We start from the raw sequence: 13,642 nt of genomic DNA, 5'->3' as shown, positions 1-13,642 counted from the left end.
GGGAAGAACTCGTACCAGGAGCCGTACAGGGCCCGTTCCCGCTCGACCAGCAAAGGCAGCGGATCGGAGGCGGTGACCAACTCCCGCAACGGATACCGCGACAACACCTCGTCCACGGGCGGAGTCAGGGCCGCCGCGAGCCGCGCGGCCGGGGGCCGGGTGTCGTCGCGGAGGTGCTCGACCGCGGTGAGCAGGATCCGCCGCTGCTCCGCGGGGACCTCGGTGGCCGCCCGTTCGTACAGCCGGGCGCCCTCCTCCAGGACCAACTCCGTGTCCATCCCCGCGGGGATCTTGATCTGGGCGTGGTGGCGCCAGGTGGTGACCGGATCGCCCCACGCCTCCACGGTGTACGTCCACAGTCCCGGGGCGTCCGGGGTGACGTCGGCGCCCCAGCGGTCGGTGCCCGGCGCCAGTTCGCGCATCGGCGTCCAGGGGCCCGGCCGGCCCTCGGGGTCCCGCAGGACGACATTGGCGGCCACGGCGTCGTGCCCCTCGCGGAACACGGTCGCCGAGACCTCGAACGTCTCGCCGACCACCGCCTTGGCCGGCCGGCGGCCACCCTGGACGAGCGGGCGGACATCGAGGACGGGGATGCGTCCGATGACTTGAGGGCCGGCGGCGGAGGGTGGCTCCGCGGCGGCCGGGCCGCGTACTTGAGGCGCTTCGGACTTGCGCGTCGGAGGTGCTGACGAGTGGTGCGTGGCGGGCATGACCGCTCCTGTCCGCGTCAACGTGGGTGGGCGGATGGCTGTGGGGAGGTGGGTCCTGCGGGTGCAGCTGTGGCGTGCCTGTGGTGTACCGGAGGAGCCTTCCCACCCTATTCGGGTGAGCAATCCGGCACTTTGCTAACTACTCACATGTATGTCTGCACACAAGACCGGCCCCGTCCGGGACAGACGGGGCCGATCCTTGCGTGCTGTCCTCAACAGGTCGCGAACAGGCCACTACGAGCCCGGTACCTGCAGAAGTTTGTTCGGTGAGCCGGGCCCGCGCCCGGAGACCCTTCCGTTCGCCGCCCCGGCCACGAGCGCCTTGGACACCTGTGCGGGAGTGGCCTTGCGGTGGTCGGCGAGATAGAGCGCGGCCGCGCCCGCCGCGTGCGGCGCCGCCATCGACGTACCGGAGTAGGTCGCCTTGGCGCTGTCGCCCGCGTACGACGACGAGGTGATCGCCACGCCCGGGGCGAACAGGTCGAGCGAGGAGCCGTGGTTCGAGAAGCTCGCCCGTGCGTCCTCGCGGTCGGTGGCGCCGACCGTGAGGGCCGGGCCCACGCTCGCCGGTGAGTACAGGCCCGCGGGGAGACCGTCGTTGCCCGCGGCGACCGTGTAGGTGACGCCGGAGGCGATGGAGTTGCGGACGGCCGCGTTCAGCTGGGCGTTGTAGCTGCCGCCCAGGCTGACATTGGCGACCGCGGGCTTCCTGGCGTTCCGGGTCACCCAGTCGATGCCGGCGATGACCTGGGCCGTGGTGCCGGCGCCCGCGTTGTCGAGGACGCGCACGGAAACCACCTTCGCCCGTTTGGCGACCCCGTACTTGGACCCGGCGGCCGTGCCCGCGACATGCGTGCCGTGGCCGTTGCCGTCGCCCGCCGACTTGTCGCCCCCGACGAAGTCCCAGCCGTAACTCGCGCGGCCGCCGAAATCCTTGTGCGAGATGCGGACGCCGGTGTCGATCACGTACACCGTCACCCCGGTACCCCCGGAGTCCGGCCAGGTGTACCGGTTGTTCAGCGGCAGACTGCGCTGGTCGATCCGGTCCAGGCCCCAGGACGGCGGGTTCTTCTGGGTTCGCTCCAGCGTCACCCGGGTGTCCTGGACGACCGAGGCGACCCGCGGGTCGGCCGCGAGGCGTTCGGCCTGTCTCTCGCTCGCCCTGATCGCGTAGCCGTTCAGGACCGTGTCGTAAGTGTGGCTGATTTTCGCCCCGTACGTCGCGGCGAGGCCTTTTCCGGCCGCCGACGGAGCCTGTGTTCCCCCCTTGAGTGTCACCAGGTAGCTTCCGCTGACGGAGCCGGGCCGGCCGGCGCCGACGATGAGCCCCTCCGGTGCGGCGTGCGCGGGCGGGCTGATGGCCGAAAGTGCCGCGGCACAGGTCACCGCGGTCAGGCCCCCCGCCCAGCGCAGACGCATGCTTCGCGTCCGTGCCATGGTTCGAGTCCCCTCCTCGATACGGCGTCCGGCCACCGCTGACCGCCGGGTGCACCCGGCGCGGGCCGGAACGCCATGTGCAGCCTCTCGTGGCGGGCAAAGTCGCCACAAGGACGCCTACAGGGGCGGAATCGGCCATACCGGCGATGGCGGATCCGTGAAGGTTGCGGCTCTTTTCGGACGGAGTGCGCATGTCGCCCGGGTGGAGTCCGAGTCGAGACCGGATGGAGACGCGGGGAAAGGCGCCGTGGTTACAGAGCGCCCGCACCGATACCGTGCAGATGATGACAGGACGCACACCGCCGTGCGTCCTCTTCCGCACGCCTGCCGAGGTGGAATGTGAAGGCGATCCGTCGATTCACCGTCCGTCCCGTTCTCCCCGAACCCCTCCGGCCGCTCAGCGACCTGGCGCGCAATCTGCGCTGGTCCTGGCATGCGGAGACCCGCGACCTCTTTCAGTCCGTCGACCCCGAGCGCTGGGCCTCCTCGGACGGTGACCCCGTACGGCTCCTGGGCAGTGTGGCGCCCGGGAGACTGGCCGAGCTGGCCGAGGACCGCCGCTTCCTGCGCCGTCTGGGCGCGGTGGCCGACGACCTGAACGACTATGTCTCCGGGGACCGCTGGTATCAGGCCCAGTCCTCCGAACTGCCCGCCGCCGTCGCCTATTTCTCCCCCGAGTTCGGTATCACCGCCGCCTTGCCGCAGTACTCCGGAGGCCTCGGCATCCTGGCCGGCGACCACCTGAAGGCGGCCAGCGACCTCGGGGTTCCGCTCATCGGAGTGGGTCTGCTGTACCGGCACGGCTACTTCCGGCAGACCCTTTCGAGGGACGGCTGGCAGCAGGAGCACTACCCGGTCCTCGACCCCAACGAACTGCCGGTGGCCCTGCTCCGGGAGGACGACGGCACCCCCGCCCAGGTCTCCCTCGCGCTGCCCGGCGGCCGCGCGCTGCACGCCCGGATCTGGCTGGCCCAGGTCGGCAGGGTCCCGCTGCTGCTGCTCGACTCCGACGTGGAGGAGAACGACCTCGGCGAACGCGGGGTGACGGACCGGCTCTACGGCGGCGGCAGCGAGCACCGGCTGCTCCAGGAAATGCTCCTCGGCATAGGAGGTGTGCGCGCGGTCCGGACGTACTGCCGGCTGACCGGGCACGCGGAACCCGAGGTCTTCCACACCAACGAGGGGCACGCGGGCTTCCTCGGCCTGGAGCGGATCGCCGAGCTCGCCGACCGGGGGCTCGACTTCGACGCGGGGCTCGAGGCGGTGCGGGCCGGGACGGTGTTCACCACCCACACGCCCGTCCCCGCCGGTATCGACCGCTTCGACCGCGAACTGGTCGCCCGCCACTTCGGACCCGACGCCGAACTGCCGCGCATCGACGTCGAACGGATCCTCCAGCTCGGCATGGAGACCTACTCGGGCGGCGAGCCCAACGTCTTCAACATGGCGGTGATGGGCCTGCGCCTCGGCCAGCGGGCCAACGGGGTCTCGCTGCTGCACGGCAACGTCAGCCGCGAGATGTTCTCCGGCCTGTGGCCGGGCTTCGACGCCGACGAGGTGCCGATCACCTCGGTCACCAACGGCGTCCACGCCCCGACCTGGGTCGCCCCCGAGGTGTTCCGGCTCGGCGCCAAGCAGATCGGCGCCCAGCGCACCGAGGACGCCCTCACCGTCGGCGGCTCGGACCGCTGGGACGCGGTGGCGGACATCCCCGACCAGGAGATCTTCGAGCTGCGCCGGGTCCTGCGCGAGCAGCTGGTGGTGGAGGTGCGCGAGCGGCTGCGGGCCTCGTGGCGGCAGCGCGGCGCCGGCAGCGCCGAGCTGGGGTGGATCGACGGGGTGCTCGACCCCGACGTCCTCACCATCGGTTTCGCCCGGCGCGTCCCGTCGTACAAGCGGCTCACGCTGATGCTGCGCGACCGCGACCGGCTGATGGACCTGCTGCTGCACCCCGAGCGGCCGGTGCAGATCGTGGTGGCGGGCAAGGCGCACCCGGCGGACGACGGCGGCAAGCGGCTCATCCAGGACCTGGTGCGGTTCGCGGACGACCCGCGGGTGCGCCACCGCATCGTCTTCCTGCCCGACTACGGCATGGCCATGGCGCAGAAGCTGTACCCGGGCTGCGACATCTGGCTGAACAATCCGCTCCGGCCGCTGGAGGCGTGCGGGACGAGCGGAATGAAGGCGGCCCTGAACGGCTGCCTCAACCTGTCGGTGCTGGACGGCTGGTGGGACGAGTGGTTCCAGCCGGACTTCGGCTGGGCGATCCCCACGGCCGACGGCTCCGCGACCGACGCGGACCGGCGCGACGACATCGAGGCGGCGGCGCTGTACGACCTGATGGAGCAGCGGGTCACCCCGCGCTTCTACGAGCGCGGCCAGGGCGGGCTGCCGGACCGCTGGATCGAGATGGTCCGCCAGACCCTCACCCTGCTCGGCCCGAAGGTGCTGGCCGGGCGGATGGTGCGGGAGTACGTCGAGCGCCTCTACACCCCTGCCGCGCTCGCCCACCGCTCGATGGACGCGGAGGCGGCGCGGGAACTGGCTCGGTGGAAGGCGCGGGTGCGCGGCGCCTGGCACGGGGTGACGGTCGACCACGTGGAGACCTCGGTGGCCACGACCACCGCGGAACTGGGCACGACCCTGAGCCTGCGGGTCCGTGTGGGCCTCGGCGACCTCGGTCCCGAGGACGTCGAGGTGCAGGTGGTCTCCGGCCGGGTGGACGCCGAGGACCGCATCACCGACGCGGCGACGGTCCCGTTGAAGTCGACGGGCGGCCCCGATCTGGACGGACGCTGGGTGTACGAGGGCCCGCTGTCCCTGGACCGCACCGGTCCGTACGGCTACACGGTACGGATCCTTCCGGCGCACCGGCTGCTGGCGTCCGGCGCGGAACTGGGTCTGGTGGCCTCGCCCTCGCAGGACGTGGTGGAGGGCGCCGGAGTGCTCATGCGCTGAGGCTCGATCGGCGGGGGCGTCACTCCTCGGCGTCCCCGCACAGCCTGCGCAGTATCACCCCGCACCGCCGGGCGTACGCCTGTTGCAGGCCGCGCGTGGCCGGACCGCCCGCCTTGGCGTACCACTTCGCGCCCCGGCTGAAGGCGCGCACCGTCAGCCACACGGTGCCGTCCCCGGTGCGGTCCACGAGGAAGGCCTCCTCCCCGCACTCCGGGTGGCCGGCCAACGTGCCGTACGCCCAGCCCGCCCGGCGGTGTTCCTCCACGGTCCACACCACGCGGCACGGCGCCTTGATGACACCGGCCAGGGTGACCGTGACGTCCACGCCGGGCGCCGCCCGTTCGGCGGAGGCGTCGATGCCGACGCCCATCGCCCGGTGCATGCCCCAGGTCAGTACGGACTCGGAGGCCCGGCGGAAGACCTCCTGACCCTCGCCGAGGCGGGTGCGCACGTGCAGGGGGTGGAAGCCGGGCGGGCAGAACTCGGGGTCCCGGGTGGCGCCGACGTGGTCGTACGAGAAGGCCATGGGGCCTTAGCGTACGGCGGCACCCGGGGCCGCCTTCGTCCCGGGTGCCGCCGGCCGACGCGGTGTCGGTCAGCTGACGTTGACCGCCGTCCAGGCCGCGGCGACCGCGTTGTACTCGGTGCTGCCGGAGCCGTACAGGGCGGAGGCCGCGCTCAGCGTGGCCGTGCGGGCGGCCTTGTAGTTGGTGGTCGAGGTCATGTACGTGGTGAGCGCCTTGTACCAGATCTTGACCGCCTTGTCCCGGCCGATGCCGGTGACCGCGGAGCCGTTGTACGTGGGCGAGTTGTAGCTGACGCCGTTGATGGTCTTGGCGCCGCTGCCCTCGCTGAGCAGGTAGAAGAAGTGGTTCGCGGGGCCGGACGAGTAGTGCACGTCCAGGCTGCCCAGCGAGGAGGACCAGTAGTTGGCGGAGGAGCCGTCCTTGCTGGGCTGGTCCATGTGGCGCAGCGGGGTGCCGTCGCCGTTGATGTCGATCTTCTCACCGATGAGGTAGTCGCCGGTGTCCTTGGAGTTGGCCGCGTAGAACTCGACGGCCGTGCCGAAGATGTCCGAGGTCGCCTCGTTCAGGCCGCCCGACTCGCCCGAGTAGTTGAGCCCGGCGGTGTTGGAGGTGACGCCGTGCGTCATCTCGTGCCCGGCGACGTCCAGGGACGTCAGCGGCTTCACATTGCCCGCGCCGTCGCCGTACGTCATGCAGAAGCAGCTGTCGGACCAGAAGGCGTTGACGTAGGCGTTGCCGTAGTGGACCCGGGAGTAGGCGGCGACGCCGTTGTTCTTGATGCCGTTGCGACCGAGGACGTTCTTGTAGAAGTCCCAGGTGACCTGGGCGCCGTAGTGGGCGTCCACGGCGGCGGTCTGGGAGGTGGAGGAGCTGGACGCGGCTCCGGTGCCCCAGGTGTCGTCCGCGTCGGTGAAGAGGGTGCCCGCCGAGGAGGAGGTGGAGCGCGCCTTGTTGTACGTCTTGTGGGCGCCGCGCGAGGCGTCGTTCAGCTGGTAGGTGGAGCCCGAGAGCGAGGTGCCGATGGTCACCGTGCCGCTGTACTGGCTGTTGCCGGAGCCGGTCTGGATCGCCTCCCACTCGTACAGCTTCTCGCCTGTCCGCGCATCGGTGACGACGTGCAGTTCCTGCGGGGTGCCGTCGTGCTGGAATCCGCCGACGACCGTCTCGTAGGCGAGTCTCGGCGTGCCGCTCGCGGCCCAGACGACCTTGCGCGGGGCCTTGTCCGCGGCGGACTTGGTGGAGCCCTCCGCCTGGGCGGCCTTGACGGCCTGCTGCTCGGCGGCGGCCTTGGTGACGTCCGCGGTCAGGTCGGCGACCTTGACGGCGGCCTTGGTCGCCTTGGTGACGCCCGTGGTCCTCCCGGACGCGGTCTCGTGGACGATCAGGTCGCCCCCGAGGACGGGGAGGCCGGCGTAGGTGCGCTCGTAGCGGGTGTGGGTGGTGCCGTCGGCGTCCTTGACGACGTCCTTGACGACCAGCTTCTCCTGGGCGCCGAGGCCTATCGCGTCCGCCGTGGCGGGCGCCTCGGTGGACGCCTGCCCGATCAGCGCGGTGCGGGCGGCGGCGGTGAGCTGGACCGGGGTGGCGCCCGCGGCCGGGTCGGTCTTGGCGGCGGCACCGGTGCTGGTCAGGCCGGTGGTGAGGAGGGCTCCGGCCGCGATCGCGGTGGCGATGGCCAGGGTGGTGCGCTGGTGACGCGCGTAGCGGGGGGTCACACAAGCTCCTTTTGTGGGGGAGGGCTGGGAAGTTGTGCGGCGGGTGAGGGAAGAGTGACACCTGGGACGCGTACATGTCAGGACCCCCCGATGATGTTGGCCGAAACCTGGCTGTCCGGTGAACGTTTCAGAAAGGTAAAGCGGGCGCCGTCCCGGGGAGTTGAACCACCGGGACGGCGCCCTGTTCAGGAGGGAGCGGGACGTTCTACGGGAACGTCAGCTTCCAGCTGTTGATGTAGCCGGTGTCGATGGCCGCGTTGTCCTGGACCCGCAGCAGCCAGGTGCCGTTGGCGACCTCGGAGGAGGCGTTCACCGTGTACGTGGTGTTGATGTTGTCCGAACTTCCGCCGGTGCCGTAGCCCTTGAGGGTGTACGCCGTGCCGTCGGGCGCGACGAGCTGGACCTGGAGGTCACCGATGTAGGTGTGGACGATGTCGACCGCCACGGCGAGGTTCGACGGCGCGTTGCCCGTCCGCCCGGAGACGGTGATCGGCGAGGTGACCGCCGCGCCCCGGTCCGGAATGGCCACGTCGGCGGTGTTCTCGAAGGACGTACCGCCACCGCCGCCGGGACGCGAGCCCACCGCGACGCCCGCCCAGGCGTGCTGCACCGCCGCGTACTCGGGGCTGGTGGTGCCGTACAGCTCACCGGCCGCCGCGAGGGTGCCGGTGCGGGCGCCCGCGTAGTTGGTGTTCGAGGTGAACTTCGTGGTCAGCGCGCGGAACCAGATCTTCTCCGCCTTGTCCCGGCCGATGCCGGTGACCGGAAGGCCGTCCGCGGTGGGCGAGTTGTAGGTGACACCGTTGATGGTCTTGGTGCCACTGCCCTCGCTCAGCAGGTAGAAGAAGTGGTTGGCCGGGCCCGACGAGTAGTGCACGTCGATCGAGCCGATGCCCGAGTACCAGCTGTCCTTGGACGAGCCGTCCTTGCTCGGCTTGTCCATGTAGCGCAGCGGGGTGCCGTCGCCGTTGATGTTGATCTCCTCGCCGATGAGGTAGTCACCGACGTCGGAGGAGTTGTTGGCGTAGAACTCGACGGTCGAACCGAAGATGTCGGAGGTCGCCTCGTTCAGACCGCCGGACTCGCCGCTGTAGACGAGGCCCGCGGTGTTGGAGGTGAGACCGTGGGTCATCTCGTGCGCGGCCACGTCGATCGAGGTCAGCGGGTTGGCGTTGCCCGAGCCGTCACCGTAGGTCATGCAGAAGCAGCTGTCGGACCAGAACGCGTTGACGTAGTTGTTGCCGTAGTGGACCCGGGAGTAGGCGCCCACACCGTCACCGCGGATGCCGCTGCGGCCGTGCACGTTCTTGTAGTAGTCCCAGGTCAGCGCGGCGCCGTAGTGGGCATCGGCGGCGGCCGACTCCAGGTTGGACGGGCTGCCGTTGCCCCAGACGTCGTCCGGACCGGAGAAGAGCGTGCCGGTGCCGGACGTGCCGCGGTTGAGGTTGTACGTCTTGTGGTTGCCGCGCGCGCCGTCGGTGAGGTTGTACGTCGACCCGGACTGCGTGGTCGTCAGCGGGACCGTGCCGGAGTACACCGTGTTGCCGGTGCCGGTCTCGATGGCCTCCCACTCGTACAGCTTCTCGCCCGTGGTGGCGTCGGTGACGACGTGCAGCTCCTGCGGGGTGCCGTCGTGCTGGAATCCGCCGACGACCGTCTCGAAGGCGACCTTCGGGGTGCCGCTCGCGGCCCAGATCACCTTGCGGGGAGCACGGTTGACGTCCGCGTCCTTGGCGTGCTCCGCCTTCGCCGCGGCCAGCGCCTGCCGCTCGGCCTTCGCCGCGGAGACGGCGGCCTTGGTGGTGGCCGGCGCGATGGCCTTCTTGGTGGCCTTCACGACGGCGGCCGTCGCGTCCGCCTTGGTGCTCTTGACGACGAGGTCGCCGCCGAGGACCGGCAGGCCGTCGTAGGTGCGCTCGTAGCGCGTGTGGATCGTGCCGTTGCCGTCCTTGAGGACGTCACGGACGACCAGCTTCTCCTTGGCGCCGAGGCCCAGTTCGCGGGCGGTGTCCGCCTTGGCGGCGTTCGCCGTGCGGATCAGCTCGGCCCGCTGGGCGGGGGTGAGCTTGACCGACTCGGAGCCCGGGATGACCTTGCCCGCGGCCGACGGTGCCTTCTCCGGGGCGGCGGTGGCGGCGCCGGACTGCACGGCCGCGGCGACCAGGGCGGAGACCCCGACGAGGGCGACGGCGGCGGCCCGGCGGGTGGTGGATCTGTGGGAGGTGCGTCTGTCTGAGGAACTGCTTCTCAAAACCGACTCCTTCTGCGCGGCCGCGGATCGCGCGGCCAGGGGAGACCGGTCGGCGGATCGGCCGACCGGGCAGAGCAGGGTGGTGCGCAGAACCACGTGCGGGAGCGTCGGCCGCCCAGCGGGCGAACTATGGGGTTGCTGTGAAGCGGCCGTGGGAAGAGTGGCAGGAGATCGCCGGTTCTGTCAGGGGCGCGTCAGAAAGTTGGCCGGAAATCGTTCGTTGTCCGGGAGTTCATGTTCGCTATACGGACGTGTGACTTTGTAGGGTTACGCCAGCCGAGCGGGCGCGCTCACGCCAGGCTGTCCCGCCACGCCCGGTGCAGATCCGCGAACCGCCCGGTCCCCGCGATGAGTTCGGCGGGGGAGCCGTCCTCGACGATCCGCCCGTGCTCCATGACCAGCACCCGGTCCGCGATCTCCACGGTGGACAGCCGGTGCGCGATCACCACGGCCGTGCGCCCGTGCAGCACCGTCGCCATCGCGCGTTGCACCGCCCGCTCGCCCGGGATGTCCAGCGAGCTGGTCGCCTCGTCCAGGATCAGCACCGCCGGATCGGCGAGCAACGCCCGTGCGAACGCCACCAGTTGACGCTGCCCGGCCGAGATACGGCCGCCCCGCTTGCGGACGTCCGTGTCGTAGCCGTCGGGCAGGGCGCTGATGAACTCATGGGCGCCGATGGCTTTCGCGGCCCGCTCGATCTCCTCCCGGTCGGCGTCCGGCCGCCCGAGGGCGATGTTCTCCGCGACCGTGCCGGAGAACAGGAACGCCTCCTGGGTCACCATCACCACCCCGCGCCGCAGCTCGGCCATGGACAGCTCCCGCAGGTCCACCCCGTCGAGCAGCACCCGGCCCTCGGAGGGGTCGTAGAACCGGGCGAGCAGCTTCGCCAGCGTCGACTTGCCGGCGCCGGTCGAGCCGACCACGGCGACCGTCTGCCCGGCCGGAAGGGTGAGGTCGAAGGTGGGCAGCACCTCGCCGCCGGTGCGGTAGGCGAACCGCACGCCGTCGAAGACGACCTCGCGGCCGGGGTGCTCGGACTCGAGAGCCGGGAGCTGCCGGGGAGCCGAGGGCTCGGGCACGGACGGGGTCTGCGCCAGCAGGCCCGCGATCTTCTCCAGGGAGGCCGCCGCCGACTGGTAGGAGTTGAGGAACATGCCGAGCCGGTCGATCGGGTCGTACAGCCGCCGCAGGTACAGCACCGCCGCGGCCAGCACGCCGAGCGCCAGGGTGTCGCCCGCGACCCGGTGGGCACCCCACAGCACGATCAGCGCGACAGCCGTGTTGGCGACCAGCCGGGAGCCGACGACGTACCGGGCCATCTCCAGCAGCGCGTCGCCGTTGGTGCGCTCGTGCCGCTTGTTGAGTACGGCGAAGTCGGCGTCGTTGACGGCCTCGCGGCGGAACGCGCGCACCGGCCGGATGCCGTTCATCGTCTCCACGAACTTCACGATCACCGCTGCGATGGCGGTCGACCGCACCCGGTACACCCGACCCGCGCGCCGCTGGTAGCCGCGCATGAGCAGGTACAGCGGCACGAAGGAGGCCACCGCGACCGCGCCGAGCCCGAGGTCCAGCCAGAGCAGCATGGCCGAGATGTAGACGAACGACAGGATGACCGTGACGAGTTCCTGGAGCCCCTCGCTGAGCAGCTCCCGCAGCGACTCCACGTCCGTGGTGGACCGGGAGATCAGGCGGCCGCTCGTGTAGCGCTCGTGGAAGTCGAGGCTCAGCGCCTGGGCGTGCCGGAAGATCCGGCCGCGCAGGTCCAGCAGCACGTCCTGGTTGACCCGGGCGGCGGTGATGACGAACGCGTACTGCAGCGCGCCGGACAGGGCCGCGCACAGCAGATAGCCCACGGCCACCGCGATCAGCGGGCCGTGGTCGTCGCGGCGGAACGCGGGCACGGCCTCGTCGATGGCGTACGCCACCAGCAGCGGGCCCGCCTGTACGGCCGCCTGCTGGACGAGCAGCAGCAGCGTGGTGAGCGCGACGCGGGCCCTCATCGGGGCGAGCAGCGACCGCAGCAGCGCGCCGGTGGCGCCCGGAGCGGTGGGCAGCACGTCCTGGTCGAACGGGTCGCCGGACCGCTCGCGGCGGGGCTCGTCCGTGGCCGGTGCCGTGGTGGTGGGCGCGGTCATCGACGGGCCTCCTGGTCGGGTCGCGGCGTCGGGTGGGGCTTCTGGTCCGGTTCCGGGGTCGGGTGGGGTTCCTGGTGCGGTCCCCGCGTCCGGTGCGGCTCCTCGTCCGCTCCCGACATCAGATGGGCGTACTCGGCGTTCGTGCGCAGCAGTTCGTGATGGGTGCCGACCGCGGTGATCCGCCCGCCGGACAGCAGCGCGACGCGGTCGGCGAGCAGCACCGTGGAGGGGCGGTGCGCCACGATCAGCGCGGTGGTCTCCGCGAGCACGTCCCGCAGGGCGGCCTCCACGGCGGCCTCGGTGTGCACGTCCAGGGCGGACAGCGGATCGTCCAGCACCAGGAACCGCGGCCGTCCCACGACGGCCCTGGCGAGCGCCAGCCGCTGTCGCTGCCCACCGGAGAGGCTGAGCCCCTGCTCGCCGACCTGGGTGTCGGTGCCGTCCGGGAGGGCGTGCGCGAAGTCGGCCTGGGCGACGGAGAGGGCCCGCCGCAGCTCTGCGGCGCCGGCCGCGTCGTCGGCGCCCATGAGCACGTTCTCCCCGACGGAGGCGGAGAAGAGGGTGGGTTCCTCGAAGGCGACGGCGACCCGGGAGCGCAGCTCCTCGCGGGACATCGCCATGACGTCCTCCCCGTCGAGCGTGATCCGCCCCTCGGTGACCTCGTGCAACCGGGGCACGAGCGCGGTGAGCGTGGTCTTCCCGGACCCGGTCGCGCCGACGAGGGCCATGGACTCGCCGGGGAGGATGTGCAGGTCGATGCGGTCGAGGACGGGCGGGGAGCCGGAGGGAGCGTCCGGGTAACGGAAGGTGACGTTCTCGAAGCGGAGCCCCCGGGTCGCCGAGGGCCGCGTGCTTCGCTGCTCGGCCGACTCCGGCTCCTCGTCCATCACCTCGAAGTACCGCTCCGTGGCGGTTGCCGCCTCCTGGCTCATCGCGAGCAGGAACCCGATCGACTCGACGGGCCACCTCAGGGCGAGCGCCGTGGACAGAAAGGCGACCAGGGTGCCCGCGGACAGCGCCCCGTCCGCGACCTGCACGCACCCCACCACCAGTGCCGCCCCCACCGCCACCTCGGGCAGCGTCACGATCACCGCCCAGATGACCGCCAGCAGCCGGGCCTTGCGCAACTCCGTCCCCCGCAGCGTCCACGACAGCTCCCGGAACGCCCGCGCCTGGCTCCGGTGCCGCCCGAACCCCTTGATGATCCGGATCCCGAGCACGCTCTCCTCGACCACGGTCGTCAGATCCCCGACCTGGTCCTGCGCTCGCCGGGCCACCTCGGCGTACCGCTTCTCGAAGACCACGCACATCACGATCACCGGCAGGGCGGGCCCGAGGATCACCAGCCCCAGTGTCCAGTCCTGGAGCAGCATGATGACGACGCCGACCAGGATGGTCACGCCGTTGACCAGCAGGAACGTCAGCGGAAACGCGAGGAACATGCGCAGCAGCATCAGGTCGGTCGTCGCCCGGGACAGCAACTGCCCGGACGCCCACCGGTCGTGGAAGGCGACCGGAAGCCGCTGCAGATGCCGGTAGAGCCCCGCCCGCATCTCCGCCTCGACATGCGACAACGGCCGGGCCACCAGCCACCGCCGCAGCCCGAACAGCAGGGCCTCACCGACCCCGAGCAGCAGCAGGAACAGCGCCCCGAGCCACACCCCGGCCGGGTCCCGGTCGGCGACCGGGCCGTCCACCATCCATTTCAGGACGAGCGGGATCACCAGCCCCACGCACGAGGCGAGGATCGCCACGAATGCGGCGGTGAACAGCCGCGCCCGCACGGGCCGCACATACGGCCACAGGCGCAACAAGGTCCGGACGGCGGAGCGTTCCGCTGCGTTTCCAGGTGTCGTCGGCATCAGCAGCGAGCCTACGGATAGCCACTGACAACGCCCACCGAGTT

Annotated in this window: 8 protein-coding genes; 1 reads left to right on the top strand and 7 read right to left on the bottom strand. The window is 71.2% G+C overall.

What is annotated here, in order from left to right:
• Together ACWDRW_RS10025 and ACWDRW_RS10020 are read right to left on the bottom strand one after the other, a co-directional pair.
• Positions 1-710: maltotransferase domain-containing protein (locus ACWDRW_RS10025; RefSeq protein ID WP_451721807.1), on the bottom strand; the 710-nt coding region annotated here is incomplete at its 3' end.
• Positions 711-944: 234 nt separating this feature from the next.
• Entirely contained in the window at positions 945-2,147 is a 1,203-nt protein-coding gene (locus ACWDRW_RS10020) for a S8 family peptidase (protein WP_451721806.1), read from the bottom strand.
• Positions 2,148-2,486: 339 nt separating this feature from the next.
• Here ACWDRW_RS10020 and ACWDRW_RS10015 point away from each other — a divergent pair, with 339 nt between their 5' ends.
• Positions 2,487-5,105: a glycosyltransferase family 1 protein gene (locus tag ACWDRW_RS10015; RefSeq protein WP_451721805.1), complete on the top strand. Its 2,619-nt coding sequence runs from the start codon at positions 2,487-2,489 to the stop codon at positions 5,103-5,105.
• 19 nt (positions 5,106-5,124) lie between these two features.
• Here ACWDRW_RS10015 and ACWDRW_RS10010 read toward each other — a convergent pair whose 3' ends face one another.
• The 5 genes from ACWDRW_RS10010 to ACWDRW_RS09990 form a co-directional block, all read right to left on the bottom strand.
• Complete coding sequence (locus ACWDRW_RS10010; RefSeq protein ID WP_451721804.1) at positions 5,125-5,631, bottom strand: DUF1990 family protein; 507 nt, start codon at positions 5,629-5,631, stop codon at positions 5,125-5,127.
• A gap of 69 nt (positions 5,632-5,700) precedes the next feature.
• Positions 5,701-7,347, bottom strand: coding sequence for a M4 family metallopeptidase (locus ACWDRW_RS10005; protein WP_451721803.1), 1,647 nt, complete (start codon positions 7,345-7,347; stop codon positions 5,701-5,703).
• A 205-nt stretch (positions 7,348-7,552) separates the two neighbouring features.
• On the bottom strand, positions 7,553-9,598 hold the full coding sequence (locus ACWDRW_RS10000; RefSeq protein WP_451721802.1) for a M4 family metallopeptidase: 2,046 nt from the start codon (positions 9,596-9,598) through the stop codon (positions 7,553-7,555).
• 290 nt (positions 9,599-9,888) lie between these two features.
• Positions 9,889-11,736 (bottom strand): ABC transporter ATP-binding protein, encoded by a 1,848-nt coding sequence (locus ACWDRW_RS09995; protein ID WP_451721801.1) that lies wholly within the window; start codon positions 11,734-11,736, stop codon positions 9,889-9,891.
• Complete coding sequence (locus tag ACWDRW_RS09990; RefSeq protein WP_451721800.1) at positions 11,733-13,598, bottom strand: ABC transporter ATP-binding protein; 1,866 nt, start codon at positions 13,596-13,598, stop codon at positions 11,733-11,735. Before ACWDRW_RS09990 ends, ACWDRW_RS09995 begins: the two co-directional genes overlap by 4 nt.
• Positions 13,599-13,642 lie beyond the last annotated feature (44 nt).

It is taken from the genome of Streptomyces sp. NPDC003635 (assembly GCF_053587635.1).
This window is presented reverse-complemented; position numbering and strand designations above follow the sequence as displayed.